A 26,697-nucleotide genomic window follows, 5' to 3' on the forward strand; every position below is an offset into this window, starting at 1 on the left:
ATGGACGAGAACACCCGGGTCTTCGTGATTTCGATGGCGGCGGAGCTTGCGGGCATGCACCCGCAAACCCTGCGCCAATACGATCGCCTCGGGCTCGTCAGCCCGGGGCGCACGCCCGGGAAGTCCCGCCGCTACTCCGTGCGGGACGTGGCCAGGCTGCGGGAGGTCGCCCAGCTGGGCGCCCAGGGGGTGAGCCTGGAAGGCATCCGGCGCATTCTCGAGCTCGAAGACCACGTGCGTGGACTCGAGGCCCGGCTGCGTGAACTCGAATCGGCCCTGGCCGATGAGATGCTCAACCGCCCGGGCCGCCGCGTTTTCGCGGCCGGCTCGGCCGGTGAGGTCACCTCGATGCGGGCCGGAACGCGCCTCCGCCGCTCGAACCAGGTGGTCATCTGGCGGCCGCTCGAACCTCGCTGACAGCGCTGAGTTGCGGACAACGCACCTTCTACTTCGCTCGCGAAGGTTCGTTGTCCGCAGGTCAAACCTGGCGACCGCGGGGAGGGCGCCCCAGCGTCCCGGCTACCTTGGCCCGGCTACCCTGAGGGGATGCCCGACTTCTCCTTCGACCGCCTCCGGCGCCACCCGGATGTCGAGGCCGAGAACCTCTTCGCCGTCGACGCGAGCGACCGGCTGATCCTCGATGAGGCGGCCGCGGACCTGGCGGCTGCGGGGCCCGGAGAGGTGGTCGTGCTCGAGGACCATTACGGGGCGCTCACGCTCGGTGCGGCGGCGCTGCACGGCGCGCGGGGCATCCGGACCCACCAGGACGGACTCTCCGGTGAGCAGGCGCTCGCCCGCAACGCGGCCGAGTCCGGGTTGGCGGAGGCCTACCGCTCGCTGCCGCTGGGCGAGGAACTCCTGGCCGGGGCTCGGGTTGTGCTGCTGCAATTGCCGCGCAGCCTGTCGGCGCTCGACGAGCTGGCCGACGCCGTGCGCCGGTTCGCGTCGCCGCACGTGCGCGTGTTCGCGGGCGGACGGATCAAGCACATGACCATCGCCATGAACGAGGTCCTGGGCCGCCATTTCGGCGAACTGCAGGTGTCGCCGGCCCGGCAGAAGTCCCGGGTGCTGATCGCCTCGGCGCCGTTGCCGGTGACCGACGCGCCGGCCTGGCCGCGGGTGGCGCGGCACGACGACCTGGCCCCCGGGCTGTCGCTCACAGTCTGCGCGCACGGGGCGGCCTTCGCGGGCACCACGATCGACATCGGCACGCGATTCCTGCTGGAGTTCCTCGACCGGATGAAGCCGGATGCCGGGTCGGCCATCGACCTCGGCTGCGGCACCGGCGTGCTCGCGGCAGCCCTGGCCCGGCGCCGCCCCGGGCTGCGGCTGATCGCCACCGACCAGTCGGCCGCGGCCGTCGCATCCGCCCGGGCCACCATGGAGGCCAACGGCGTGACCGACCGGGTGCGTGTCGTGCGGGACGACGCGCTCGGCAGCCGACCGGATGCCTCGGCCGAGCTGATTGTGCTGAACCCGCCCTTCCACATCGGCTCGTCGGTGCACGCCGGGATCGCGCTGAAGCTCTTCGAGGATGCCGCGCGCGTGCTCCGGCCCGGCGGGGAGCTGTGGACCGTCTGGAACACCCACCTCGGCTACCGCCCCGCGCTCACCCGCATCGTCGGCCCGACGCACCAGGTCGCTCGCAACGCCAAATTCACCGTCACCGTCTCAACCCGCTAACTCACCCCCGCGAAACCGCAGTTGTGCGCGTTATTCGGGCGTTTTAACGCGCACAACTGCGGTTTCGCGGGGGGGGGGGGGGGGGGGGGGGGGGGGGGGGGGGGGGGGGGGGGGGGGGGGGGGGGGGGGGGGGGGGGGGGGGGGGGGGGGGGGGGAGGAGAGGGGGATTCCGTTCAGGAGGTCGAGGTGCCAGGCGTCGGCGTGGTGGCGCACGCGGGTGAGCGCGGCATTGTCGATGGTGCCCACGTCCCGGGCGAACGCCCTCGTGAGGGCGAGCCGGATGAGCGTGCCGTGGGTGACGATGATGATGCGCGCCCCGCGGTGTTCCCGGGCGAGCAGCTCCAGGCTGTCGATTGCGCGTTCGGCGACGGCGGACTCGCTCTCCGCGCCGTGGAAGCCGCCCGGAAACCGGAGCGCCTCGAGTTCGTCGCCCGCGCGGAGTCCCTCGGCCGGGCCGTAGTCTCGCTCGACGAGGCCCGGGATGCGCCGGGTGACGTCGAGCTCGAGCCCCGCGGCGATGAGGTCGGCCGTCTCGGCGGCGCGGGAGAGCGGCGAGGAGGCGAGGAAGTCCCAGTCGTAACCGGACAGGGCCGTGACGGCATCCGTCGCCTGCCCTCGGCCGGTGTCGTTGAGCGGGATGTCGGTCGCGCCCTGGATGCGCTGCTGGGCGTTCCAGGCGGTCTGGCCGTGGCGGATCAGGGCGAAGGTCGTGGTGGGGCTCACCCGACCATTCTGCCGTGGGCGGCTAGGCGGACGCTCCGCGTGTGGCGGCTCGGCAAGCCCGCCGGAACCGGCGCGCCCCGCCCTCAGGCCAGGAGCTCGCGGATGTCGGCGGCCGAGAGCGCGGTGCCGTGGGCGGAGCCGGTCGTCATCACGCTGTCGAACAGCCGGGCCTTGGCGGCCTTAAGCGCCATCACCTTCTCCTCGATCGTGTCCCTGGAGACCAGCCGGTAGACCATGACGTTCTTGCTCTGGCCGATCCGGTGCACGCGGTCGACGGCCTGCGCCTCGGTCGCCGGGTTCCACCAGGGGTCGAGCAGGATGACGTAGTCCGCCTCGGTCAGGTTGAGGCCGAACCCGCCCGCCTTGAGGCTGATCAGGAAGACCGAGGCGTCGCCCTCCTTGAAGTCTGCGATCACCCGCGCCCGGTTGCGCGTCTTGCCGTCGAGGTAGGCGTACGAGATCCCGGCGGCGTCCAGGCGGTCCCTGGCCTTGCCGAGGTACTGGGTGAACTGGCTGAAGATGAGGGTGCGGTGCCCCTCGGCCACGGTGTCGGCGAGCAGTTCGAGCAGGGCGTCGAGCTTGGTCGAGGGGATTCCCTCGTAGGCCGGGTCGTAGAGGCTGGCGTCGAGGCTGAGCTGGCGCAGCATGGTCAGCGACCGGAAGATCTCGAACCGGTTCGCGCCCAGGTCGCCGATCAGCCCGAGCACCTTCTGCCGCTCCCGCTGCAGGTGCGTCTCGTAGACCTTGCGGTGCTTCGGGTGCAGTTCGAGCTCGAGCACCTGCTCCTGCTTGGCCGGCAGGTCCCGGGCCACCTCGTCCTTCGTGCGGCGCAGCATGAACGGGCGGATGCGCCGGCGCAACTGGTCCAGCCGGTCGCCGTCGGACTCCTTCTCGATCGGTTTCCGGTAGTACTCGGCGAACCGGCTCGGGCTCGGGAACAGACCCGGCGCGGTGATCGAGAGCAACGACCAAAACTCCATCAGGTTGTTTTCGAGCGGCGTGCCGGTGATCGCCAGCTTGAACGGCGTCGACAGGCGGCGGGCGCACTGGTGCGCGCGGGACTGGTGGTTCTTGACGAACTGCGCCTCGTCGAGCAGCAGGCCGGCCCACTCCCGGGCGTTGTACTCCTCGAAGTCCAGCCGAAAGAGCGTGTACGAGGTGATCACGACATTCGCGCCGGCGATCACGTCCGCCAGGACGGTACCCCGCTTGCGGGTTGTTTCGGTGATCGTCGCCACGGTGAGCCCCGGCGCGAACCTGGCGCACTCGACGGACCAGTTCGGCACCACGCTGGTCGGCGCGACGACCAGGAACGGGGGTCGGGCACCCGGCTCGTCCCGCCCGGCGCCCTGCTCGCGCGCCCGGGCGATCAGGGCGATCGCCTGCAGCGTCTTGCCGAGCCCCATGTCGTCGGCGAGGATGCCGCCCAGCTGGTGGTCGTAGAGGAAGCTCAGCCAGTCGTAGCCGGCCTGCTGGTAGCCGCGCAGCGTGGCCTGGATGCCGCTCGGCAGGGGGCATCCGGGCAGCGCCGTCGCATCCGTCGACACCGTCGCGGCCAGGCCGGCCATCGTCTCGCGCCAGGCGGCCGCCTGGGCGGCCACCACGCCGAGCGCCTGCAGCTCGTCCCAGAGGTCCACCTGGAACCGGCTGATTCCGAGCGCGGCCGAGCCCGGCTCCTGCAGCGCGCGCGCCTCCTCGATCAGGCGCCGGAGCTGGTGCAACTCGGGCCGGTCGAGGCTGAAGTACGTGCCGCTGCGCAGGATCATCACGTCCCGGTCGGCGGCGAGGGCCAGGAAGAGCGCGTCGAAGGGGATGCTCTCGCCGTCGATGCTCACCGTCACGGCCAGGTCGAACCAGTCGCGGCTGTCGGCCCGGTCTGTCGTGGCCAGGCTGATCACCGGCGGCTGCTCCGCGGCACGGTAGTCGGGGGCGTCGCCGATCACCTCTACGACCACGTCGCCGGACCGGGTGAACTCGGGCACCGCGTCCAGGAACGCGATCATCGCGCCTCCGGCGAGGCCCGCCGACGCGTTCAGCCGGGGCGCGCCGCGGTGCTGGGGCGCGATGGTCGGGAACCGGGCGAGCGCGGGGCCCAGCGCGTTCAGGATATCCGCCTCACGACCCTCGTCGCGGAAGGCCGTGTCGCCCGGCCAGGGCCACAGGGGGCGCCGGGAACCGGACACCGCCGCGGGCGAGTCGCCCGGGGCCAGGTAGCGCCAGTCCCAGCGCACGCCGATCCGCGGGCCGGCCGCGGTCTCGTCGGAGTGCGTGATCGCCAGCGCCAGCACGGGGCGAGGGATGTCGGGCAGGTCGAACGACCCGTCGCGGCTGGTCACCGCGCCCTGCCGCCGCAGGAACGGGTAGACCTGGGCGAGGAAGGCATCCTCGTCGTTCGAACGCACCAGACGGTTCGCGCTCTCGGCGAGGGCGCGCAGTTGGGCGCTGACCGGGTGGGAGAGCTGCGCGAGGGTGAGCCGGACATCGCCGCCCGGGGCCGCTTCGCCGCCGGGCCCGTCCCAGGCGAACAGCCCGTGCGCCGGATCGCCGAGGAAACCGAGGTGCTGCCGATCGAGGCGCCGGCCGGCGAGCGTGACGGTCGGCGTGAGCGCGAGCCCGGCTTCGCCGCGACTGATGTCGACCGCCAGGGTGGCCGGAGCAGACGAGAGCACCACCGGATCCTGCGCCGGGTTGGCGTAGACCAGCGGCATCCGGGCGCCCTGGGCCGTGTCGAGGATCTCCCAGAGGTCCTCGTTCCCGGCGTCGTCGAGGTGCAACCAGTTGTCGGCCGGGGCGCGGTAGCCCCGGCCCGCCGCATACAGCGCGCGCAGGGAGGTCAGGATCGACACGTGGGTGGCATCGAGCGAGTCGAGGGAGTAGAGCAGGTTGTCCCAGGTCAGGCCGCCGCGGATCCAGGAGCCGCCGCTGCCCATCACCATCGGGCGGATGCCCAGGCGCCGCGCCGGACGCGTGCGCCCGGCCGAGTACCAGCCGGTGCTGATCGGGGCGAGCAGCTCGAATTGCAGGGCGAGCCTGGCGCGGGTCCGGACGACCGAGACGCCCTGCTGCGAGGGCGCCCTGGGCGCGGCAGGCCGGGCCCCGGGCTCGAAGGCTGGCATCCGGCGTTCTCGAATCGGGCCATCGGGGCCGTCCGCCGGGGAATCCCGGCTGGCCAGGAGCAGGGCGGCGACATGCTTGCAGTTGCGCTTGACCGGGCAGGTGCACACGCCCGTGGCCCGGCTGGCCTGCCCGGCGGCGTTCACCGTGAACGACACGGTCACCGAATAGGGCTCGGGGCGAGTGCCCCGCACCTGTCCGAAGAGCTGGGTGCCGGAACCGAACCAGGTTTGTTTTTGCACGTGTCCGTTGCGCACGTAGCGCTCGCCGCGGGAGAAGGCCTGGCTGCCGACGAGCAGGGCAATCTCGTGCGAGCTGAGGGTATGGGCCATAGTGGGAGGAAATCCGTACGTAAGTCGACGTCCAGTCTCTCACGCGCGGCTGGGAGGCCCGGAGAGAGTCCGCCCTAGCGGGAATCGCCCAATCTCGATAAACTTGAGCCAATCAGACTCAACTTTGAAGGAGACCTCGCGATGCAAGCCGGACAGCAGCCGCCCCAGGAGGAAGCGAAGAGCGCCCTGGAGCTCTACGGGGTCAACCTCACCGAAATCGCCCGCACGGGCAAGCTCGACCCGGTGATCGGCCGCGATGCCGAGATTCGCCGGGTGAGCCAGGTTCTCACCCGTCGCACGAAGAACAACCCGGTGCTCATCGGGGAACCCGGCGTGGGCAAGACCGCCGTCGTCGAGGGGCTGGCCCAGCGCATCGTCGCCGGCGACGTCGCCGATTCGCTCAAGGGCAAGCAGCTCGTCTCCCTCGACCTGGCCGCGCTCGTCGCCGGCGCGAAGTATCGCGGTGAGTTCGAGGAGCGGCTGAAGTCCGTGCTCAAGGAGATCAACGACGCGGAGGGGGAGATCATCACCTTCGTCGATGAGCTGCACACCCTGATGGGCGCCGGCGGCGGCGAGGGCTCCGTGGCGGCCTCCAACATGCTCAAGCCCATGCTCGCCCGCGGCGAACTCCGCCTGATCGGCGCGACCACCCTGAACGAATACCGCGAGTTCATCGAGAAGGATGCCGCGCTCGAGCGCCGTTTCCAGCCGGTGCTCGTGGACGAACCGAGCGTCGAAGACACCGTGGCCATCCTCCGCGGGCTCAAGGAGCGCTACGAGGCCCACCACAAGGTGTCGATCGCCGACTCGGCGCTCGTGGCGGCGGCATCCCTGTCGAACCGGTACATCACGGCCCGGCAGCTGCCGGACAAGGCCATCGACCTGATCGACGAGGCGGCGAGCCGGCTGCGGATGGAAATCGACTCGGCCCCGGTGGAGATCGACGAGCTGCGGCGCGGCGTCGATCGGCTCAGGCTCGAGGAGCTCGCCCTCAAGAAGGAGAAGGACGACGCGTCCAGGTTGCGGCTGCAGAAGCTGCGCGAAGACCTCGCCGAGCGCCAGGAGAAGCTCTCCGAGCTGCAGGCGCGCTGGGAAACGGAGCGGGCCTCGCTCAACCGGGTCGGCGAACTCAAGGAACGGCTCGACTCCGCGCGCAGCGAGGCCGACCGCGCACAGCGGGAGGGCAACCTGGAGAAGGCGTCCCGCCTGCTCTACGGCGACATCCCGGTGATGCAGCGGGAGCTGGCCGCCGCGGAGAAGACCGAGTCGGAGGGGCCGCGGATGGTCAACGACCACGTCACCGCAGAGGACATCGCCGCCGTGGTCGCGGCCTGGACCGGCATCCCGGTGGGCCGCCTGCTGCAGGGCGAGACCGAGAAGCTGCTGAACCTCGAGGGCGAGCTCGCCCACCGGCTGATCGGCCAGAAGGATGCCGTGCGCGCGGTTGCCGACGCCGTGCGCCGCACCCGGGCCGGGATCTCCGACCCAGACCGGCCCACCGGGTCGTTCCTGTTCCTCGGCCCGACCGGCGTGGGCAAGACGGAGCTGGCCAAGGCGCTCGCCGACTTCCTCTTCGACGACGAGAAGGCGATGGTGCGCATCGACATGAGCGAGTACGGCGAGAAGTTCTCCGTATCGCGCCTGGTCGGGGCGCCCCCCGGGTACATCGGGTACGAGCAGGGCGGGCAGCTCACCGAGGCCGTGCGCCGGCGGCCGTACTCTGTGATCCTCTTCGACGAGGTAGAGAAGGCGCACCCTGAGGTGTTCGACGTGCTGCTGCAGGTGCTCGACGACGGCCGGCTCACCGACGGCCAGGGCCGCACCGTCGACTTCCGCAACACGATCATGGTGCTCACCTCGAACCTCGGTTCGCAGTTCATGGTCGACCAGACGCTCTCGCCCGAGCAGAAGGAAACCGCCGTCCGGGACCTGGTGCGCAAGTCCTTCAAGCCCGAGTTCGTGAACCGCCTCGACGACATCGTGGTGTTCTCGTCGCTGTCGATGGAGGATCTCGGCCGGATCGTGGAGCTGAACGTCGACCGTCTGCAGCGGCGGCTCGCCGAGCGCAGGCTCGAACTGGCCGTGACCCCGGATGCCCGGGCCTGGCTGGCCGAGCGCGGATACGACCCGATCTACGGCGCGCGTCCGCTGCGCAGGCTGATGCAGCAGGAAATCGACGACCGGCTGGCCCGGGCGCTGCTGTCCGGCGAGGTTCGCGACGGTGACACGGTTCGGGTCGAACTCGCACCGGACGGGGACTCGCTCACCGTCGCATCCGCCGCCGCCCCGCCCGTGCCCTCCGGCGAAGAGGACGTCGACGACGTCGAGCTCTAGACCGTCCAGCGATCCCTCGGGCCCGCGGGGGTTAGGCTCGGGGGATGCGTGCAACAGTGATTTACGGCGAGAGAGACGTCCGCCTGGAAGAAGTAGCCGACCCGATCCTCTCCACCGGGGGTGACGCCATCGTGCGCGTCGTCGCCGCGTGCGTCTGCGGCTCCGACCTGTGGCCGTACCGCGGCGTGCAGCCGACGGACGAACCTCACCGGATCGGCCACGAGTTCGTGGGCGTCGTCGAGGCCATCGGCCCGGACGTCCGCACCGTCAAGGTAGGCGACTTCGTCATCGCACCCTTCTACGACTGCGACAACACCTGCGTCAACTGTCAGAACGGCGTCAGCACCTCCTGCCTCAACGGCGGCTGGTGGGGCTCCGACGACCAGCTCGGCGGCTTCGCCGACGGCGCCCAGGGCGAAAAGGTGCGCGTGCCCCACGCCGACGGCTCGCTCGTGGCGACCCCGTCGATGCCGGACGACGCCCAGGTTCCCGGCCTGCTCACCCTCGCCGACGTCATGGGCACCGGCCACCACGCGGCTGTTTCCGCCGGCGTGACCACCGGCAGCACGGTCGTCGTCGTCGGCGACGGCGCGGTCGGCCTCTGCGCCATCATCGCGGCCAAGCGCCTCGGTGCGTCCCGGATCGTGGCCATGTCGCGCCACGCGGATCGGCAGGCCGTCGCCCGCGAGTTCGGCGCCACCGACATCGTTGAGGAACGCGGCGAGGCGGGCGTCGCCCGCATCCGCGAGCTCTTCGACGGAATCGGCGCCGACTGCGTGCTCGAGTGCGTCGGAACCAAGGAGTCGATGGACCAGGCGATCGAGTCGGCCCGGCCCGGCGGCATGGTCGGCTACGTGGGCGTGCCCACCGGCGGCCCCATCGCCGTGCGCCCGCTGTTCAGCCGGAACGTCGGCCTCAACGGCGGCGTCGCGTCCGTGCGCGGCTACGTCGAGGAACTGCTGCCCGAGGTGCTCTCCGGCGCGATCAACCCCGGCCGCGTCTTCGACCTCGAGCTGCCGCTGGCGGATGTCGCGGAGGCCTACGCCGCCATGGACGAACGCCGCGCGATCAAGGTTCTGCTCCGCCCCTAGCGGCCCGAAAGCCAGGTGCCGCTCGTGCGGCACCTGGCCGGGTCGATGCTTGACAGACCCACCCCCAGCCACTTCACTTGCAATGACATAGCGCTTTCTCATTGTGGAAGTTACGCCAGGGGGAACAAGCAATGACGCTTGAACAGTTCAACCTCCTCGACCGCGAGCAGGCTCGGGATGCCGTGCGCCCGTGCGTGCAGATCGCCCGGTGGGTCGATGGCGTCGTCGACGCCCGCCCGTACTCCGACGTGGAGGAGCTCCTCACGGTGGCGCGGCACATCGCAGCACCCTGGACGATCGCCGAAATCGACGGAGCGCTCGCCCGCCACGCCCGGATCGGGGAGCGGGCGCGCGGCGCGCACGCCGAAGCCTCGCTCTCCCGTTCGGAACAGGCCGGAATCGATCCAGGGGACACCGCCGTCGCGGAGGCGCTTGCCGCGGGCAACCGCGCCTATGAGGAACGATTCGGGCGAGTTTTTCTGATCCGGGCTGCGCGGCGCACGCCGGAGGAGATCCTTGCTGCGCTGCGGAGCCGGCTGACGCACTCACCCGAGGAGGAGATCCCCGTCGTCGCGGATCAGCTGCGCGAGATCGCCGTGCTCCGTCTGGAAGGAATCCTGACGTCGTGAGCCAGCTCCGTAGTCATGTCAGTACTCATATTCTGGATGCCGCCACCGGTCGTCCGGCCGGAGGCGTCGCCGTCTCCCTGCTGGACGTGGACGGCACCGAGATCGCTGCCGGCCGAACCGACGCCGATGGCCGCGTGAGTGACCTCGGTCCGGAGCTGCTCGAGCGCGGAACCTACCGGCTGCGCTTCGCCACCGGCGAATACTTCGCCGGAACCAGCCGAGACACGTTCTACCCCGTGGTGTCGATCGATTTCGAGGTCACCGACCCCGCGCAGCACTACCACGTACCTCTGCTGCTCAGCCCATTCGCATACTCGACCTACAGGGGAAGCTGACCATGGCACACGGCAGCATCGTTCTCGGCGCCAACCAGTATGGGAAGGCCGAGGTGCGCCTCGTCAAGGTGACCAGGGACACGGCGCGCCACGAGATCGAAGACCTGAGCATCACCTCCCAGCTGCGCGGTGACTTCGAGGCGGCCCACGTCGAGGGCGACAACGCGCACGTCATTGCCACGGACACCCAGAAGAACACGGCCTTCGCCTTCGCCAGGGACGGCGTCGGCGCCCCCGAGGATCTCCTCCTTCGCCTCGCCCGGCATTTCGTTGACGACTTCGAGTGGGTCACCGGCGGCCGCTGGGCGGCCGAAAAGTACTCCTGGGCCCACATCGACATGGGCAACGAAGACGGCGAAAGCACCCATGACCACGCCTTCGTCCGTGGCGGCACCGAAATCCGCACCGCCACCGTCACGATCGACGGAGGCGGCGCACCCACGGTCATCGCCGGCCTGAAGGACCTCTCGGTGCTCAAATCCACCGGGTCGCAGTTCACCGGCTTCCCCCGCGACGTGTACACGACCCTGCAGGACGCCACCGATCGCATCCTCGCCACCTCGGTCACCGCCCGCTGGCGCTACAACACCGCAGGGCTCGATTACGACGCGGTCTACGCGGACGTGCGACGCGTGCTGCTCAGGGCCTTCGCCGACAAGCATTCCCACGCCCTGCAGCAGACCCTGTTCCAGATGGGCAAGGCCGTTCTCGAGGCTCACCCCGAGATCGACGAGATCAAGTTCTCGATGCCCAACCGCCACCATTACCTGGTCGACCTCTCGCCGTTCGACCTCGACAACCCCGGCGAGGTCTTCTTCGCCGCCGACCGCCCGTACGGCCTGATCGAGGCCGTCGTGCAGCGCGATGACGCAACCGATGCCGCAGCCGCCTGGGAGGGCATGGCCGGCTTCTGTTAGTCCCGGAATTCACGGTTCGAAAGAATTAAGGAGCCCAGTCCCATGGATGCATCGCACCAGGAGGCACTGCTGCTGAGGCAGGCCGTGCAACTCGCCACCGACAACGTCCGGAGCAGCGGCGGGCCTTTCGGGGCCCTCGTCGTCGCGCCGGACGGCCGCGTGTTCGAGGGAGTGAACCGGGTCACCGCGAACCTGGACCCCACGGCCCATGCCGAGGTGACCGCAATCAGGGCGGCCTGCCAGGGTCTCGGCACGTTCGACCTCACCGGGGCGACGTTGTACGCGAGCTGCGAACCGTGCCCGATGTGTCTCTCCTCGGCCCTGTGGGCGCGCATCGGCACGGTGTTCTTCGCGGCCGACCGTGACGATGCGGCCGGAGCGGGGTTCGATGACGCGGTCTTCTACGACTACTTCGAGAACCCCGGCGGCGAGGACAGCATCATGCCGATCAATCGGATCGGCCTCGGCGATGACGCCACGGAACCCTTCAACGTCTGGCTGAGCACCCCCGACCGGATCGCATATTAGGTCCGGGATGTCAGTGTGCCCGTCGTCACGATGGCTTACATTGTCATCCTGGGGGAAGGTACGAAAAGGAGCGGGGACCATGGATGATCCAAGCGTGAACTATGAATCCAGTGTGACCTATGAATCCAGCGTGACTGTGAACGGGCAACGACGCCCGTTGGCCGGTGTGCGTGCACACGCGACGGCCCTCGAGTGGCTGCGGGAGAACGGCCTGTCCGGCAGCAAGGAAGGCTGCGCCGAGGGTGAGTGCGGCGCGTGCGCAGTGCTCGTCGGCCAGGCCGACGGTTCGGGCGGCACCGCCTGGGCGGCGGTCAACGCGTGCCTGATCCCGGCCTGGGCGCTCGACGGCCAGGAGCTGGTGACAGCAGAGGGACTGGGCACGCCGGCAGCGCTTCACCCGGTCCAGGCCGGACTCGCCGCAGCAGGCGGCTCCCAGTGCGGATACTGCACTCCGGGTTTCGCCTGCAGCATGGCGGCCGAATTCTACCGGCGGGACCGGCAGCCGGGAGGCGACCTCAGCGACGATGCCCCGTGCGGAGAACGCGGCCCGAACGGGTTCGATCTTCATGCGCTGGCCGGCAATCTCTGCCGGTGCACCGGGTACCGCCCGATCCGCGACGCCGCCTACGCCCTCGGCGCCCCGCAGGCCGGCGACGAGCTCGCCGCCCGGCGGGACCTCCCGCCCCCGCGGCCGGCGGCAACGGTGCTGGAGGCTCCCGACGGGAAATTCGTGCGCCCGCGGACGCTGGCCGAGGCGGTCGGCCTGCTGGCCGAGAATCCGACCGCGGTGCTGATCGCCGGGTCGACGGACTGGGGCGTGGAAGTCAATCTGCGCGGCCGCCGCAGCCCGCTCGTGCTCGCCATCGATGCGATCGGGGAGCTTCGCACCCTGGAATTCGGGGACCGGTTCATCCAGATCGGCGCGGCCGTGCCGCTGTCTGAGGTAGAGAGCGCCCTGGCCGGCCGGGTGCCTCTGCTTGGCGACATGATCCCCCAGTTCGCGTCCCGGCTCATCCGCAATCGTGCGACCTTCGGCGGCAACCTGGGCACCGGCTCTCCCATCGGCGACAGCCCGCCGGCCCTCCTGGCCCTGGACGCGGTGGTCGTCCTGGCCTCGACGGTGGGCGAGCGCGAGGTCGAGCTCAGCGACTACTTCACCGGCTATCGCAGGTCCGTGCGCCGCCCGGACGAGATTCTCCGGGCGATCCGGATACCGCTGCCGCTGGCGGGGACCACCGCGTTCCACAAAATAGCGAAGCGCCGGTTCGACGACATCTCGAGCGTGGCCGTGGCCTTCGCCATCGACGTCGACGACGGCCTGGTGACACGGGCCCGCATCGGCCTGGGCGGCGTGGCGGCAACCCCGCTGCGCGCGCGGGCAACCGAGCAGGCCCTGGAAGGCCAACCGTGGGCGGCCCCGGCCGTGCGCAGGGCCGCGGCCGCGCTCGGCGACGAGGGGACCCCCCTGGACGACCACCGGGCAAGCGCCGCCTACCGCAAGGCCATGCTCGTCCAGGCGATGCTCAAGTTCTACACCGAAGCCACCGGGGAGGCCCTGTCATGAGTGCCCTCTCGGATCGCCCGGTCGACCCGGCGGTCGGCCTGCCCGTGCCGCACGAAAGCGCGATCCTGCACGCGACCGGGCGGGCGATCTTCACCGACGACCTGGCATCCCGCACGGCCGGGGTGCTGACCGCCTGGCCGGTTCAGTCCACCCATGCCCATGCCCGCGTGAGCGTGTTGCGCACCGACGGCGCCCTCGGCGTTCCCGGCGTCGTCCGGGTGCTCACCGCCGACGACGTGCCCGGCATCAACGATTCCGGGATCAAGCACGACGAGCCGTTGTTCCCCACGGAAGTCATGTTCTACGGTCAGGCGCTGTGCTGGGTCCTGGCCGAATCCACTGAGGCCGCCCGGCTCGGCGCCGACGCCGTGCAGGTCGAGTATGAGGTGCTGACCTCGGTGGTGACCCTGTCGGAGGCCATCACGGCCGAGTCGTTCCAGGGCGAGACCCGCACCGTGCGACGCGGAGACGCCGACGCGGCACTGGCCGGGGCCGCCCGGGTGTTCGAGGGCGAGAGTGAGGTCGGAGGGCAGGAACACTTCTACCTCGAGACCCAGGCCGCGCTGGCGCAGGTCGAAGACGACGGACGGGTGTTCGTGCAGTGCAGCACCCAGCACCCCTCCGAGACGCAGGCAATCGTGGCCCACGTGCTCGGGCTCAGCAGCAACGCGGTGACGGTGCAGTGCCTGCGGATGGGCGGAGCGTTCGGCGGCAAGGAGATGCAGCCGCACGGATTCGCCGCGGTGGCCGCGCTCGGCGCCCTGCTGACCGGCCGGCCGGTGCGGCTGCGGCTCACCCGAACCCAGGACCTGACCCTGACGGGCAAGCGACACCCGTTCCACGCCTCCTGGCGGGTCGGCTTCTCCGAGGACGGGCTGCTGCTGGGGCTGAAAGCCACGCTGACCGCAGACGGCGGCTGGAGCCTCGACCTGTCCGAACCCGTCTTGAGCCGTGCGCTCTGCCACATCGACAATGCCTACTGGATCCCCGCGATCGAAGCCCGCGGCCGGATCGTGAAGACGAACAAGACCTCGCAGACGGCGTTCCGGGGCTTTGGCGGACCGCAGGGCATGTTCATGATCGAAGACATCCTCGGTCGGTGCGCCCCGCTGCTCGGCATCGACCCGGCCGAGCTTCGACGGAAGAACTTCTACGCCCCGGGCCAGTTGACGCCGTACGGACAGCCGGTGCGCCACGCCGAACGGCTGGGCGCGATCTGGACCCAGCTGGTCCACAGCAGCGCCCTCGCGCGGAGGACGGAGGAGGCCCGGGCATTCAACGCGGCCAGTCCGCACCTGAAACGCGCGCTGGCGCTGACGCCGGTCAAGTTCGGGATCTCCTTCAACTTCACCGCGTTCAACCAGGCCGGCGCCCTGGTGCACGTCTACAAGGACGGATCCGTGCTCATCAATCACGGTGGCACCGAGATGGGCCAGGGCCTGCACACGAAGATGCTGCAGGTTGCGTCAACCGCCCTCGGCGTTCCCCTGTCGGCGGTGCGGCTGGCGCCCACTCGCACGGACAAGGTACCCAACACCTCGGCGACGGCGGCCAGTTCCAGCTCCGACCTCAACGGTGGCGCCATCAAGAACGCCTGCGATCAGATTCTTGCGCGGATGGCTGACGTCGCGGGCCGGATGCTCGGCGCGCACTCCCAGGACGTGCGGTTTACCCGCGGCAGGGTGAGCGCCCTGGGTCTGGGCGCCGGCCAGGACATCGGCTTCGCCGAGGTGGCGGGGGAGGCGTACCTGCAGCGCGTGCAGCTGTGGGCGGCCGGCTTCTACCGAACGGAGGGGCTCTACTGGGACCAGAAGGCGATGCAGGGGGAGCCGTTCAAGTACTTCGCCTACGGAGCCGCCGCGACCGAGGTCGAGGTGGACGGGTTCACGGGGGCGTACCGGGTGCGCCGGGTCGACATCGTGCACGACGTGGGCGACTCCCTGTCCCCGATCATCGACATCGGCCAGGTGGAGGGTGGCTTCGTGCAGGGCGCCGGCTGGCTCACCCTGGAGGATCTGCGCTGGGATGCCGGCGACGGCCCGGGTCGAGGACGCCTGCTCACCCAGTCGGCCAGCACCTACAAGCTGCCGAGCCTGTCGGAGATGCCGGACGAATTCAACGTCACGCTGTTCGAGCGGGCCACCGAAGACGGTGCGATCTATGGCTCCAAGGCCGTGGGCGAGCCGCCGGTGATGCTCGCCCTCAGCGTCCGCGAGGCGCTGCGCCAGGCCGTTGCCGGCTTCGGGCCGGCCGGGCACAGCGTGGAGCTGGCTTCCCCGGCGACACCCGAGGCCGTGTTCTGGGCCCTGACGGCGGCGCGCGCGGCCGTCGAGGCTGAGGCGCCGACGCAGGGCACGAGCGGCGCCGAACGCGCTCCCGCCCTGACGGACACCTGACATGGCGTGGATCGACGCGGTGGAACATCTGCGTGCGAACCGGCTGGCCGGGGTCATCGTCACGGTCGCGGCGGTGCGCGGGCACGCACCGAGGAACGGCGGCGCGAAGATGGTCGTCTCCGCGCACGAGGCCTGGGGGACAATCGGCGGCGGCAACCTCGAGGAAACCGCGATCGAGCGGGCCAGGACCCTGATTGCCGCGGATGCCGCCGAGCCGGAGTTGATGACCGTCCAGCTGAGCGACAAGGCCCCGGCCGTGCACGGCGTGCAGTGTTGTGGGGGAGAGGTGGTGCTGCTGGTGGAACCGATCAGGGTTGTGCCCGCCGTCGTCATCTTCGGTCTGGGGCATGTGGGCCTCGAGCTGGCTCGGATTCTCAGCCGCCATGAGCTGGACCTGCACCTGGTCGACTCCCGCGCCGACCAGCTCGCCGAGGATCGACTCGCCGTCCTGGGCGGGAGTACTGCCCGCCTTCGCGTGCATCACGCACCGGTTCCGGAGGTGGTTTTCGAGCTGCTTCCGGCCGGCACGCATGTCCTGATCATGACCCACGACCATGCGGAGGATGTGGCGCTCTGCGACGTCGCGCTCCGGTTCCCCGAGCTGGCGTCCATCGGCCTGATCGGTTCGAGCGCCAAATGGCGGCGTTTCCAGCAGCGCCTGGCCGACGAGGGCCACACGCCGGAAGATCTGGCCCGCATCCACACTCCGATCGGCCTGCCGGGGATCACCTCGAAGGATCCCGCGGCCATCGCCGTCAGCGTGGCGGCCGAGCTGCTCCAGCGCTTCGAAACCGTGCCGGCCGGCTCAGGTCCCGCGGCGCAGTAGCCTGCCGGTCGGCGTCCGGCCGTCGACTTCCCGGCCGCGGAGGAACGTCCTGCGCACGACGCCGGTCAGCGTCCGGCCGTCGTAGGGAGTGATCGGATTCTTGTGGTTGAGCTTCCGGGCGTCGACGACGAATGTGTCCTCGGCGCCGAAGATGGCCATGTCCGCGTCGGATCCGACGGAGAGCCGTCCCTTCCGGGTGAGCCGGGCGAGGTTCGCCGGGGTGGTGGACATCCAGCCGAGCACCCGTTCGAGGCTGATCCCTCTGGTCCGGGCCTCTGTCCAGACCAGGGAGAGGCCCAGCTGCAGGGAGGACACCCCGCCCCAGGCGACCGCGAAGTCACCGTTCGCCGGGTCTTTCAGGTCAAGCGTGCTCGGGGAGTGGTCGGACACGATGCAATCGATGACGCCCTCCGTCAGGCCCTGCCAGAGCAGGTCGCGATTGGAGGCTTCGCGGATCGGCGGGCAGCACTTGAACGCCGTCGCGCCGTCGGGGATTTCCTCGGCCGTCAGGGTCAGGTAGTGCGGGCAGGTCTCCACCGTCAGCTTCACCCCGTCGCGCCTGGCGCCGGCGATCATCGGCAGCGCGTCCGAGGAGCTCAGGTGCAGGATGTGCGCGCGCGCACCGGTCCGGCGCGCGCGTTCGATGACGTCGGCGATGGCGAGGTTCTCGGCCGCCCGCGGTCGGGAGGCGAGGAAGGTGTCGTAGTGGTCGCCCGCGGCGGCCGGCGCCCGGTCGATCGTGCGGGCATCCTCGGCGTGAACGATCAGCACGGAGTTCAATCCGCTGGTCAGGGCCATGTCCGCCTCCATCTCGGCCGGCTCGAGAGGGGGGAACTCGTCCACCCCCGACGGCAGCAGGAAGCACTTGAAGCCGAACACGCCGGCGTCGTGCAGCCCGCGCAGCTCCGCCGTGTTGCCGGGGACGGCGCCGCCCCAGAAACCGACGTCGACGAAGCACTGGCCCTGCGCCACGCTGCGCTTGAGTTCCAGCGCCCGGGCGGTCGTCGTCGGCGGGATGCTGTTCAGCGGCATGTCGATGATCGTGGTGACACCGCCGGCCGCGGCGGCCCGGGTGGCCGACGCGAAGCCTTCCCACTCCGTGCGTCCGGGCTCATTGACGTGCACGTGGGTGTCGACCAGTCCGGGGATCAGGGTTTCGTCGGCCGTCAGCTCAATCGTGCTGACCCCGTCCAAACCGCTGCCCAGCGGCTCGATCCGGGTGATCACTCCGGCGCGGATGCCGACCTCGGCGGACACGATGCCGGCGGGGGTCAGGATCCTTGAGGCGCGGATGACCAGGTCGAACCCGCGGGCCGCGGGGCCCGTCGGCGCGGTGTCTTCAGGCCTGGCGCTCATCGTCAGGTCAGGCGGATCTGCCGGTTGACGTCTTTGTACAGGAGGTAGCGGAACTGCCCGGGGCCGCCGGCGTAGCAGGCCTGGGGGCAGAACGCGCGCAGCCACATGAAGTCGCCTGCCTCCACCTCGACCCAGTCGTCATTGAGCCGGTAGACGGCCTTGCCCTCGAGCACGAAGATGCCGTGCTCCATCACATGGGTTTCGGCGAACGGGATGACGGCGCCGGGCTCGAACGTGACGATATTGACGTGCATGTCGTGGGCCAGGTCGTTCGGGTCGACGAAGCGGGTGGTCGACCACCGGTTGTCCGTGTCCGGCATGGCCGAGGGCGTCACGGCGGCATCGCTGGTGACGAATGACGTGGCCGTGTAGCCCTCGAGCGGCTCGTAGGCCTTGCGCACCCACTGGAAGGTCGCGGGTTCGTCGCCGTCGTTTCTCACCGACCACCGCGCCCCGGCCGCCGTGTAGACATAGGCGCCCGGTTCCAGCGTGTGTTCGGTGCCGTCGAGCGTCAGCGTGAGCGTGCCCCTGGTGAGGAAGAGAACGGATTCGACGCCGGCCTCTGGCTCCGGCTTCGCGCTGCAGCCGCCGGGCGCCACCTCGACGATGTACTGGGCGAAGGTGGTGGCGAAGCCGGCGATCGGCCTGGCCAGGATCCACGCCCGGGTGTTCTCCCAGCCGGGGAGGTTGCTGGTGACGATGTCCCGCAGCACGCCCCTCGGGATCACCGTGTACGCCGCCTTGACCACCGCGCGGTCGGTGAGGAGCGCGGTCTGGGCGGGCAGGCCGCCCTCTGGGGAATAATAGTTGCTCATGCGTCTGCTCCCGGAGTTCCGGCAAGGCTACCGGCATCCAATCGCGGATGGGCAAGCAGGGTGAGCCTGGCCAGGCCCAGGCCGGTCACGGCCAGGGCCTCCTCGGCGCCGACCGCGCCGCACTGCACACCGCGAAGCACGAACCCCGCCAGGGAGCGTGCCGTCGCCGGCTCGTCCAGGATGCCGCTTCCGGCCCCGACCGGGGCGGCCCTGTCCCGGGCGGTCAGGTCCGCATACGCGCGCAGCCGGAGCGCAGCGGCGGGCAGTCCCTGCCGGTAGAAGCCGAAGGTGGCGGCGAATCGGCTCGGCAGCTGCGCCGCGTGCAGGTCCCAGCCCTGGTAGTAGCCACGCTCCAGCGACCGTCGAACCAGCCGGCCGTGCAAGCGCCAGGCGTCATCGACGCCGTCGCCCACCGGAATGACGTTGGTGGAACCATCCGAGAGCCGGATGCCGGTGCCGGCAACCGCCAGCTGCATGACCTCCTTGGCGAAGTCCGCGACCGGATGCTCCATCGACTGGTATTCGGCCGAGATCTGCAGCGAGGCGCTGTAGTCGTAGGTTCCGTAGTGCAGCCCGCTGATCCGCCCGGGCACAGCGTGCGCCAGTCGGGCCACCGGCGAGGTTCCGTCCGGGCCGAGGATCAGCTGCGGTGTCTCAACCTGCACCTCGAAGCGCAACCGGCCGGCGGGCAGCGAGTGCACGTCCTCCAGCCGGCCAACGGCGTAGCCCATCGCCTGCACCTGGTCCACCGTCGTGACCTTGGGCAGCGTCAGCACCAGGCCGTCGGGGAGCTCGCCCGCCGTGACCAGGCCCGAGATGAACAGGTCCAGGGTGCGCAGCCCTCGGGCACGCGTGGACGTCTCCAGGCCCTTGAAGCGGATCCCGATGAAGGGCGGAGCGGTGCCCTCGGCCACCGACCGGGCCACCAGCCGCGCTGCGTTCGCCGCGTCCTCGTCTTCCGCCTCGTCGCCGCGGTTTCCGTAGCCATCCTCGAAGTCCAGCCGCAGGTCCTCGATCGGTTCGCTCGAAAGCTTCGTCTCGACGCGAGTCGAGATCGCTTCGGCGAGGTCATCGTCGAATCCCAGAAGCGACCCCAGCCGGGACAGGCCGCCGTGGGCGGCCGCAGCGTGCAGGGCTCGCTCTCCCCACTCGGCGGCCAGGCCCGGCGTGAACAGGTCCGCCGGGACGTAGACGGTGTGCACCGGCTGGCGGCTGCCGTCGTCACCGGGGTAGTTCGTGTCCAGCAGGGTGTCGGTGGCGGCCAGCTGGGTGTCAATCTGCCGCAGATCAGCGGCGGAGAGGGAGGTGGCTGCGCCCACGGGTCAGTCGATCAGCTCGTAGGCGGGCGTGGTGAGGAAATCCGTGTACTCCGGAGAGAGGCAGATCTCCCCAATCAGCTCGCCGGCCGGCCGGTAGAACGCGTTGAAGGCCTCCTCGCCCACTTCCGAGCGAAGTCTCTCCGTCTCCTCGCCGAGAATCCGGGCGACGAGTTCGCGGGTCACCGTGCGCCCCGTGTCACTGAGCGTGACACCGTTGCGGATCTGTTGCCAGACCTGGGACCGGGAGATCTCTGCCGTCGCGGCATCCTCCATCAGGTTGTGGATGGCGACGGCCCCGTTTCCGGAGATCCAGGCGGCGGTGTACGCCACGGCCACGTAAAGGTTCAGCCTCAGCCCGGCCTCGGTCACCTGGCCGGCCGCGGAGGCAATGTCGAGCAGCTGATCCGCCGTCACGGTAACCTCGGGGCGCGCCTTGTCGAGCTGGTTGGGGCGCTCGCCGAGAACGTCGTCGAACACCTCCTGGCAGACGGGCACGAGGTCGGGGTGAGCCACCCAGGAGCCGTCGAAGCCGTCGAGCGCCTCGCGAACCTTGTCCGCCCTGACCTTGCGGAAGGCCTCCTCCGTGACCGCGGGTTCGTGCCGGTTCGGGATGACCGCAGCCATGCCGCCCATGGCGAAGGCGCCGCGCCGGTGACAGGTCTTGACCAGCAGCTCGGTGTACGCGCGCATGAATGGCGCCGTCATGGAGATCGAGGATCGGTCCGGCAGGATGAACGCCGGGCCCGCATCGCGGAAGTATTTCACGATGCTGAACAGGTAGTCCCAGCGTCCGGCATTGAGGCCCGAGGCGTGGTCGCGAAGCTCGAAGAGGATCTCGTCCATTTCGAAGGCCGCCGGGATGGTCTCGATCAGTACCGTGGCACGGATGCTGCCCTGCGGCACGCCCAGGTAGTCCTGGGCGAAAACGAAGATGTCGTTCCAGAGCCTGGCCTCGAGATGGCTCTCCATCTTGGGCAGGTAGTAGTACGGTCCACGGCCAGCCGCCAGCAGCAGTTTCGCTGTGTGGAAGAAGTGCAGGCCGAAGTCCACGAGCGCTGCCACCGCGGGCTCGCCGTCGATCAGCACGTGGCGTTCGACCATGTGCCACCCGCGCGGCCGGGTGATGACCACGGCGGGAGAGGCGTCGGTGCGCAGCAGGTATTCCTTGCCTTCCGGCGAGGTGTAGGCGAGGGTTCCGGCGGCTGCGTCGCGCAGGTTCAGGATGCCGTCGACCACGTTGGGCCAGGTCGGGCAGCTGGCATCCTCGAGGTCCGCCAGCCACACACGGGCCCCTGAGTTGAGCGCGTTGATGGCCATTTTGGCCGGCGAGGCCGGGCCGGTGATTTCGACCCGGCGGTCGCGCAGGGCCGCGGGAGCCGCGGCGACCTGCCAATCGCCGGCGCGCACCGAGGCGGTCTCCGGCAGGAAGTCCAGCCTGCCCGTGGCGGCCACGGTGTCGCGCCTGGCCTTCCGTTCGCCGAGAAGTTCACTCCGTCGGGGAGCGAAGCGGCGGTTCAGGTCTTCGATGAAGGCCAGCGCCTCCGGGGTGAGAATTTCCTCGGCGCGGGCGACCGGCCGCGCGTCAGTGAGTGTCAGCGACATCATCGTTCCGCCAGGTTCTTTCATATTACGGATATTATTGTCTATCCTGCGGAAACACAACCGTTCCCAGGTCTCCCCGCCGGCCCCCACAATCCTGAGGTATCTTAGGATTTGAGACAAAAATTTCGCCATGCGGTAAATTTCTGTCAGACACTCACGGGAGGCCAGGGAATGGCGGTAAAGACTATCGGCGGCGTTCAGTCTGTGGAGCGTGTCTTCGAACTCCTGGAGCTCATCACGGATGCCGGGCGCGAGGTGACCCTGTCTGAACTGGCCGGGTCGACCGATCTGCCGCTCCCCACTATTCACCGCCTCCTGCGCACCCTGGTGGCGCTCGGATACGCCCGGCAGCTGCCCAATCGGCGCTATGCGCTGGGTCCGCGCCTGATTCGGCTGGGCGACGGGGCGAGCAAGCAGCTCGGCGCCCTGGCCCGGCCGCAACTGGCCTCCCTGGTCTCCGAGCTGGGCGAAACGTCCAACATGGCGATGCTCGACGGGGACATGGTCGTGTACATCGCCCAGGTCCCCTCGGCGCACTCGATGCGGATGTTCACCGAGGTGGGGCGTCGGGTGCACACCCACGACTCGGGGGTCGGCAAGGCGATCCTGGCCCAGCTTGACGACGACCGGGTGCGGGGCATCGTCGCCCGGGCGGGCATGCCGACGCCCACGGAGATGAGCATCGGCACCGTTGACGAGCTGCTGGCCGACCTGGCCCGAACCCGTGAGCGGGGCTACGCCATTGATGACAACGAGCAGGAAATCGGCGTGCGATGCTTTGCCGTTGCGGTCCCCGGCGCCCCGACGCCCACGGCCATCTCGGTCTCCGGCCCGGTGTCCCGCGTCGGCGACGCGTTCGCTGCCCGGGCCATTCCCCTGCTGCTCGCCGCCGCGCGGGTGATTGGCGACGACGTCCGCCCGGAAGCCCACGGCGTCTCGCACAAATCGGCCGGTTGAGGGCAGACCGGCCGGTTGAGGTCGGGCCGGCCGGGGAATCAACCGTGCCGCCCGCGTGTTAAAGCCAGCGACGCGCACCACGCGTCCGAACGCACGACGCGCATGACGCGTCCGGGGAGAGGCAATGACACGGAAGATCGAAGAAGTAGAAGACGCCGCCGGCACGGTCACGAAGTACCGTAGGCACGCCAACGGCGGCGGGCTGGTGGCGCCGGGGGCGAACGTCGAGGACAGCACGTTCATCGCGTCCACGACGTATGTGGAGGCCGAGGCTCGCGTCGCCCGCGGAGGATGGATCGGCCAGGGAAGCTGGATCGACCAGGGTGCGCGGATCGGCAGCCTGGCCTTCATCGGCGACGACGTGCACGTGGGCCGTGGGGCCGTCATCGGCAACGACGTGCGCATCGGCAGCCACTCTCGGATCGGGGCTGACGCCCGCATCGGCCACGGGGCCCGGCTGAACCGCGACACGAAGGTGCCGGATGGCGCCGTGCGCCTGGCCCGCCGTTCCCAGGCGCGCCTGGCCGCCTAGCGAAACTCGACACGCTCCCCGGCATTCAGTTGCGGAGAAAGTACCTTCCCCAGCGAAGTGAAGGTCCGTTGTCCGCAACTGAACGTGGAACGGCCCGGTCAGTCGTTGACGAGGAGCAGGTCGGCGAGGGGCTTGCGCGTGCGCGGCGCGGATTCGCGCTCGAGCAGCTCCTTCGAGAGGGTGCCGACATCGGCGAGCACGCCGATGGCCGTGATCGACACGATCGCCTGGTTGTCGGCCAGCCCGAAGGCCAGCGCGAGCGCGGCGGCGTCATAGCCGCCCATCTGGTGGGTGTGCAGGCCCTCGTGCTGCGCCTGGATCGTCAGGTGGGCGACGGCCTGGCCGAGGTCGTACCGGGCCCACGGGTTTTGGCGGGTGTCGTCGATGTCCAGCTCGGCGACGTTCACGATCAAGACGGAGGCGGCATCCGCCCAGGCCCGGTTGAAGCCCATCAGGGCGGCGTGGATGGTGCCGAAGCTCGCCGAGCCGCGGCGGGCGACGATGTAGCGCGAGGGCTGGATGTTGCTGGCCGACGGCGCCCAGCGGGCGGCCTCGAGCACCGTGGTCAGGGTGGTCTCGTCGATGACGGCGGCGGAATCGTAGCCGCGCGGGCTCCAGCGCTCGGCGAGAACCGGGAGGATGGGCGAGGTCGTGTCGGCGGCGCGGCTGATGGAATCGGTGATCAGGGTCATGGGGTGCTGTCCTTCGGCTGGAACACGGGGGCGGGGCAACACTGACCCACCTGTCTAAACGCGATCGTCGTCGCCATATTCCATGCACCCGCATATAGCCACGAAAGGGAGGCGCCCTCGCGGGCGACCTACTTCTCGGAAAGACTCTCGCGCACCTGGCGGCGCAGCACCTTGCCGATCAGGGAACGCGGCAGGTCCCCGACCTGGACGACGTTCCTCGGAACCTTGTACGCGGACAGGCGGGTGCGGCAGTGGTCCCGCAGGGCGTCCACGTCGAGGCTCGCGCCCGCCTTGAGCACGACCGCGGCCACGACGTCCTCGCCGCCTGCCTTGCTCGGCAGCCCGACGACGGCGGCATCCTGCACGGCGGGATGGGAGAGGAGGGCCGCTTCGACCTCCGAGGGGGCCACATTGAACCCGCCGGTGATGATGAGTTCCTTGATCCTGTCGACGACCGTGACGAAGCCGTCGGGGGTGACGCTGACGATGTCACCCGTGCGCAGCCAGCCGCCCGGAAGAAGCGCTTCGGCGGTCTCCTCCGGCCGGTTCCAGTATCCGGAGAACACCTGCGGCCCGCGGATGAGCAGTTCGCCCTCCTCGTCGAATCCGCGATCCACGGTGGGGTCGTCCGGGTCAACAACGCGGATCTCGGTGCTCGGGAACGGCACGCCCACCGTGCCGGGGCGCCGGCTCGGCCCGATCGGGTTTCCGAGCGCGACCGGTGAGGTCTCGGTCATCCCGTAGCCCTCCACCAGCCAGCCGCCGGTGGCGTCCTCCCACCGTTGCACGGTCGCCACCGGCAGGCTCATCGCCCCGGAGATGGAGAAACGGATGCCGCGCAGGCTCATCTTGCGCTTCGCGGCAGCCGTGACCAGCCGGTCGTAGATGGGGGGAACGGCGGGCATGAACGTCGGCGGGGTGCGCCGGGCGGCATCCAGCACCAGGCCCTCGTCGAACTTCGGGAACAGCACGAGCCGGGAGCCCGTGCCCATGGCGAAGGTCAGGCAGAGCGTCAGCCCGTAGGCGTGGAACATCGGCAGGACCGCGTAGACGACCTCCTCGCCCGGGCGGAGCCCCTGCACCCACGCCTCGCCCTGGAGGGCGTTGGTGCGGAGGTTGAAGTGGGTGAGGATGGCGCCCTTCGGGGCGCCTGTCGTGCCGCTGGTGTACTGGAGCGCGGCGATGTCGCCGACGCCGGGCCGCTGATGCGAGGGGCGCAGCCGTCGGGAGCCGACGAGGGAGTCCCAGTCGAGGGCGTCCGACGGGAGGCGACCGATGGTCAGGGCCGAACGAGAGGCGCGCGCCTTCGGGATCGGCAGGGCCAGGAGCAGCCGCTTGCCCAGCGTCATGGCCTGGGTGAGGTCGACGGCGATGACCTTCGACACCCCCATGTCCTTCGGGAAGTCGCGCACGGTGGCGTAGACCTTGTCCCAGACGATCGCGACCTGTGCGCCGTGGTCCTCGAACTGGTGACGGAGCTCCCGCTCGGTGTAGAGCGGGTTGTGTTCGACGACGATCGCGCCCAGGCGCAGGACCGCGTAGAACGCGACCACGTGCTGCGGACAGTTCGGAAGCACGAGCGCCACCCGGTCGCCCGGTTTCACGCCCAGGCGACGCAGCCCGTTCGCCACCCGGGCTACCTGGTCGCCGAGGCGCCGGTAGCTCGTGGTCGCGCCGAAGAAGTCGAGGGCGACTCGGTCGCCGAACCGGGCGACCGAGCCGTCGATCATGTCGACGAGGGTCTGCGTCGATGACTCGACCGCGGTCGGCACGCCGGGCGCGTAGGCGCCGAGCCACGGCCTGGCGGCGAAGACGCTCATCGGACCGCGAGTTCCCGCTCCAGCGCGGCGACGAAGGCGTCGATGTCTTCTTCGTGCGTGTCGAAGCCGCACATCCAGCGCACCTCGCCGGTCGCCGCATCCCAGTCATAGAAGCGGAAGGACTCGCGCAGCCGGTCGCCGATGCCGGGCGGGATCACCGCGAAGATGGAGTTGGCCTGGCTGAGCTGGCTGAACCTGACGCCGGTGATCGAACCCGTCGCGATCCCGTGTTCGAGCGCCAGTCGCATCCGGGCGGCCATGGCGTTGGCGTGGCCGGCGTTGCGCAGCCAGAGGTCGCCGCCGAGCAGGGCGATGAACTGGGCCGAGATGAAGCGCATCTTCGAGGACAGCTGCATGTTCAGCTTGCGCAGGTAGATCAGGCCCTCGGAGGCGTCCGGGTTCAGCACGACCACGCATTCGCCGTACATCAGGCCGTTCTTCGTGCCGCCGAAGCTGAGCACGTCGACGCCGGCATCGCGGGTGAAGGCGCGGAACGGCACGCCGAGCGAGGCGGCGGCGTTGGAGATCCTGGCGCCGTCCATATGCAGCTTCATGCCGTTCGCGTGCGCGTAGTCGGCGATCGCGCGCACCTCGTCGACCGTGTAGACCGTGCCGAGCTCGGTGGACTGCGTGATCGAGACCACCAGCGGCTGGGCGCGGTGCTCGTCACCCCAGCCCCAGGCTTCCTGGGCGATGAGCTCGGGGGTGAGCTTGCCGTCGGGGGTCTGGATCGGGAGCAGTTTGATGCCGGCGACCTTCTCGGGCGCTCCGCCCTCATCCGAGTGGATGTGCGCGGTGGCCGTGCAGATGACGGCGCCCCAGCGAGGCAGCATCGACTGCAGCCCGATCACGTTCGCGCCCGTGCCGTTGAACACGGGGAACGCCTCGACGCCCTCGCCGAAGTGCTCGGCGAAGACCTCCTGCAGCCGTGCCGTGTAGACATCCTCGCCGTAGGCGATCTGGTGGGCGCCGTTGGCGGCCACGATGGCTTCGAGGATCTCGGGGTGCACGCCCGAATAGTTGTCTGAGGCGAAGCCGCGGGAGTTCAGGTCATGGATTTGGGTCACCCCTCCATCTTGGCCCATTCTGCTGAGCCCGCGAAGTGGTCACGCCGCGTCCCGCCGACCTTGGC

General features: G+C 69.9%; 22 protein-coding genes. 13 read left to right on the top strand and 9 right to left on the bottom strand.

Annotated features, from left to right (window positions below; genetic code table 11):
* The gene (locus E3T33_RS13125; protein WP_092324064.1) at positions 1–417 is read left to right on the top strand and encodes a MerR family transcriptional regulator; all 417 of its coding nucleotides are present in this window, start codon (positions 1–3) and stop codon (positions 415–417) included.
* Positions 418–546: 129 nt separating this feature from the next.
* Positions 547–1,683, top strand: coding sequence for a class I SAM-dependent methyltransferase (locus E3T33_RS13130; protein ID WP_092324063.1), 1,137 nt, complete (start codon positions 547–549; stop codon positions 1,681–1,683).
* 30 nt (positions 1,684–1,713) lie between these two features.
* Here E3T33_RS13130 and E3T33_RS13135 read toward each other — a convergent pair whose 3' ends face one another.
* On the bottom strand, positions 1,714–2,406 hold the full coding sequence (locus E3T33_RS13135; protein ID WP_134575487.1) for a histidine phosphatase family protein: 693 nt from the start codon (positions 2,404–2,406) through the stop codon (positions 1,714–1,716).
* An 83-nt stretch (positions 2,407–2,489) separates the two neighbouring features.
* A complete protein-coding gene (locus tag E3T33_RS13140) occupies positions 2,490–5,852 on the bottom strand; it encodes a DEAD/DEAH box helicase (protein ID WP_134575489.1) in 3,363 nt (1,120 codons plus the stop codon).
* A 141-nt stretch (positions 5,853–5,993) separates the two neighbouring features.
* On the opposite strand from E3T33_RS13140, the gene E3T33_RS13145 reads away from it, so the two are divergent.
* From E3T33_RS13145 to xdhC, 9 genes are all read left to right on the top strand, one after another.
* Entirely contained in the window at positions 5,994–8,186 is a 2,193-nt protein-coding gene (locus E3T33_RS13145) for an AAA family ATPase (protein ID WP_092324058.1), read from the top strand.
* Positions 8,187–8,230: 44 nt separating this feature from the next.
* Positions 8,231–9,277 (top strand): zinc-dependent alcohol dehydrogenase family protein, encoded by a 1,047-nt coding sequence (locus E3T33_RS13150; RefSeq protein WP_092324056.1) that lies wholly within the window; start codon positions 8,231–8,233, stop codon positions 9,275–9,277.
* A 131-nt stretch (positions 9,278–9,408) separates the two neighbouring features.
* Complete coding sequence (gene uraD / locus E3T33_RS13155; protein WP_092324055.1) at positions 9,409–9,906, top strand: 2-oxo-4-hydroxy-4-carboxy-5-ureidoimidazoline decarboxylase; 498 nt, start codon at positions 9,409–9,411, stop codon at positions 9,904–9,906.
* Entirely contained in the window at positions 9,903–10,241 is a 339-nt protein-coding gene (uraH, locus tag E3T33_RS13160) for a hydroxyisourate hydrolase (RefSeq protein WP_092324053.1), read from the top strand. Before uraD ends, uraH begins: the two co-directional genes overlap by 4 nt.
* A 2-nt stretch (positions 10,242–10,243) precedes the next feature.
* On the top strand, positions 10,244–11,158 hold the full coding sequence (gene pucL / locus E3T33_RS13165) for a factor-independent urate hydroxylase (RefSeq protein WP_092324051.1): 915 nt from the start codon (positions 10,244–10,246) through the stop codon (positions 11,156–11,158).
* A 42-nt stretch (positions 11,159–11,200) separates the two neighbouring features.
* A complete protein-coding gene (locus tag E3T33_RS13170) occupies positions 11,201–11,686 on the top strand; it encodes a nucleoside deaminase (protein WP_092324049.1) in 486 nt (161 codons plus the stop codon).
* A 79-nt stretch (positions 11,687–11,765) separates the two neighbouring features.
* Positions 11,766–13,250 carry an FAD binding domain-containing protein gene (locus E3T33_RS13175; RefSeq protein WP_092324048.1) on the top strand — a complete coding sequence of 495 codons (1,485 nt, stop codon included), beginning with the start codon at positions 11,766–11,768 and terminating at the stop codon, positions 13,248–13,250.
* Positions 13,247–15,646 carry a xanthine dehydrogenase molybdopterin binding subunit gene (xdhB, locus tag E3T33_RS13180; protein ID WP_092324046.1) on the top strand — a complete coding sequence of 800 codons (2,400 nt, stop codon included), beginning with the start codon at positions 13,247–13,249 and terminating at the stop codon, positions 15,644–15,646. Before E3T33_RS13175 ends, xdhB begins: the two co-directional genes overlap by 4 nt.
* Before the next feature lies 1 nt (position 15,647).
* Positions 15,648–16,472 (top strand): xanthine dehydrogenase accessory protein XdhC, encoded by an 825-nt coding sequence (xdhC, locus tag E3T33_RS13185; protein WP_092324045.1) that lies wholly within the window; start codon positions 15,648–15,650, stop codon positions 16,470–16,472.
* Here the strand turns inward: xdhC and allB are convergent.
* The 4 genes from allB to aceB are packed head-to-tail and all read right to left on the bottom strand — an operon-like array spanning position 16,452 to position 21,564.
* Positions 16,452–17,828, bottom strand: coding sequence for an allantoinase AllB (allB, locus tag E3T33_RS13190; protein WP_134575491.1), 1,377 nt, complete (start codon positions 17,826–17,828; stop codon positions 16,452–16,454). The two genes, xdhC and allB, sit on opposite strands and share 21 nt — an antisense overlap.
* 2 nt (positions 17,829–17,830) lie before the next feature.
* Positions 17,831–18,643 carry a bifunctional allantoicase/(S)-ureidoglycine aminohydrolase gene (locus E3T33_RS13195; protein ID WP_134475638.1) on the bottom strand — a complete coding sequence of 271 codons (813 nt, stop codon included), beginning with the start codon at positions 18,641–18,643 and terminating at the stop codon, positions 17,831–17,833.
* On the bottom strand, positions 18,640–19,962 hold the full coding sequence (locus tag E3T33_RS13200; RefSeq protein ID WP_134575493.1) for an aldolase: 1,323 nt from the start codon (positions 19,960–19,962) through the stop codon (positions 18,640–18,642). Before E3T33_RS13200 ends, E3T33_RS13195 begins: the two co-directional genes overlap by 4 nt.
* A gap of 3 nt (positions 19,963–19,965) precedes the next feature.
* Positions 19,966–21,564 (bottom strand): malate synthase A, encoded by a 1,599-nt coding sequence (gene aceB, locus E3T33_RS13205; RefSeq protein WP_092324106.1) that lies wholly within the window; start codon positions 21,562–21,564, stop codon positions 19,966–19,968.
* 171 nt (positions 21,565–21,735) lie between these two features.
* On the opposite strand from aceB, the gene E3T33_RS13210 reads away from it, so the two are divergent.
* Positions 21,736–22,521, top strand: a complete 786-nt coding sequence (locus E3T33_RS13210) for an IclR family transcriptional regulator (RefSeq protein ID WP_092324037.1) — start codon at positions 21,736–21,738, stop codon at positions 22,519–22,521.
* A gap of 124 nt (positions 22,522–22,645) precedes the next feature.
* Positions 22,646–23,053: a hypothetical protein gene (locus tag E3T33_RS13215; protein ID WP_092324036.1), complete on the top strand. Its 408-nt coding sequence runs from the start codon at positions 22,646–22,648 to the stop codon at positions 23,051–23,053.
* Positions 23,054–23,151: 98 nt separating this feature from the next.
* Here E3T33_RS13215 and E3T33_RS13220 read toward each other — a convergent pair whose 3' ends face one another.
* The 3 genes from E3T33_RS13220 to E3T33_RS13230 form a co-directional block, all read right to left on the bottom strand.
* A complete protein-coding gene (locus E3T33_RS13220) occupies positions 23,152–23,745 on the bottom strand; it encodes a nitroreductase family protein (protein ID WP_092324034.1) in 594 nt (197 codons plus the stop codon).
* A 128-nt stretch (positions 23,746–23,873) separates the two neighbouring features.
* Positions 23,874–25,565, bottom strand: coding sequence for a long-chain-fatty-acid--CoA ligase (locus tag E3T33_RS13225; RefSeq protein ID WP_092324033.1), 1,692 nt, complete (start codon positions 25,563–25,565; stop codon positions 23,874–23,876).
* A complete protein-coding gene (locus E3T33_RS13230) occupies positions 25,562–26,632 on the bottom strand; it encodes a low specificity L-threonine aldolase (RefSeq protein ID WP_241977173.1) in 1,071 nt (356 codons plus the stop codon). The genes E3T33_RS13225 and E3T33_RS13230 overlap by 4 nt, the downstream gene beginning before the upstream one ends.
* Positions 26,633–26,697: the final 65 nt, after the last annotated feature.

This window comes from Cryobacterium sp. TMT1-2-1, from assembly GCF_004403955.1.
Classification (GTDB): domain Bacteria; phylum Actinomycetota; class Actinomycetes; order Actinomycetales; family Microbacteriaceae; genus Cryobacterium; species Cryobacterium psychrotolerans.

Excerpts from the sequence above, each read along its gene's own strand:
- E3T33_RS13210 (WP_092324037.1), top strand. The coding sequence starts at position 21,736 with ATGGCGGTAAAGACTATCGGCGGCGTTCAGTCTGTGGAGCGTGTCTTC.
- xdhC (WP_092324045.1), top strand. The coding sequence starts at position 15,648 with ATGGCGTGGATCGACGCGGTGGAACATCTGCGTGCGAACCGGCTGGCC.
- E3T33_RS13225 (WP_092324033.1), bottom strand. The coding sequence starts at position 25,565 with ATGAGCGTCTTCGCCGCCAGGCCGTGGCTCGGCGCCTACGCGCCCGGC.
- uraD (WP_092324055.1), top strand. The coding sequence starts at position 9,409 with ATGACGCTTGAACAGTTCAACCTCCTCGACCGCGAGCAGGCTCGGGAT.
- E3T33_RS13175 (WP_092324048.1), top strand. The coding sequence starts at position 11,766 with ATGGATGATCCAAGCGTGAACTATGAATCCAGTGTGACCTATGAATCC.
- pucL (WP_092324051.1), top strand. The coding sequence starts at position 10,244 with ATGGCACACGGCAGCATCGTTCTCGGCGCCAACCAGTATGGGAAGGCC.
- E3T33_RS13140 (WP_134575489.1), bottom strand. The coding sequence starts at position 5,852 with ATGGCCCATACCCTCAGCTCGCACGAGATTGCCCTGCTCGTCGGCAGC.
- allB (WP_134575491.1), bottom strand. The coding sequence starts at position 17,828 with ATGAGCGCCAGGCCTGAAGACACCGCGCCGACGGGCCCCGCGGCCCGC.
- E3T33_RS13220 (WP_092324034.1), bottom strand. The coding sequence starts at position 23,745 with ATGACCCTGATCACCGATTCCATCAGCCGCGCCGCCGACACGACCTCG.
- E3T33_RS13150 (WP_092324056.1), top strand. The coding sequence starts at position 8,231 with ATGCGTGCAACAGTGATTTACGGCGAGAGAGACGTCCGCCTGGAAGAA.
- xdhB (WP_092324046.1), top strand. The coding sequence starts at position 13,247 with ATGAGTGCCCTCTCGGATCGCCCGGTCGACCCGGCGGTCGGCCTGCCC.
- E3T33_RS13145 (WP_092324058.1), top strand. The coding sequence starts at position 5,994 with ATGCAAGCCGGACAGCAGCCGCCCCAGGAGGAAGCGAAGAGCGCCCTG.
- aceB (WP_092324106.1), bottom strand. The coding sequence starts at position 21,564 with ATGTCGCTGACACTCACTGACGCGCGGCCGGTCGCCCGCGCCGAGGAA.
- E3T33_RS13170 (WP_092324049.1), top strand. The coding sequence starts at position 11,201 with ATGGATGCATCGCACCAGGAGGCACTGCTGCTGAGGCAGGCCGTGCAA.
- E3T33_RS13215 (WP_092324036.1), top strand. The coding sequence starts at position 22,646 with ATGACACGGAAGATCGAAGAAGTAGAAGACGCCGCCGGCACGGTCACG.
- E3T33_RS13195 (WP_134475638.1), bottom strand. The coding sequence starts at position 18,643 with ATGAGCAACTATTATTCCCCAGAGGGCGGCCTGCCCGCCCAGACCGCG.
- E3T33_RS13130 (WP_092324063.1), top strand. The coding sequence starts at position 547 with ATGCCCGACTTCTCCTTCGACCGCCTCCGGCGCCACCCGGATGTCGAG.
- E3T33_RS13125 (WP_092324064.1), top strand. The coding sequence starts at position 1 with ATGGACGAGAACACCCGGGTCTTCGTGATTTCGATGGCGGCGGAGCTT.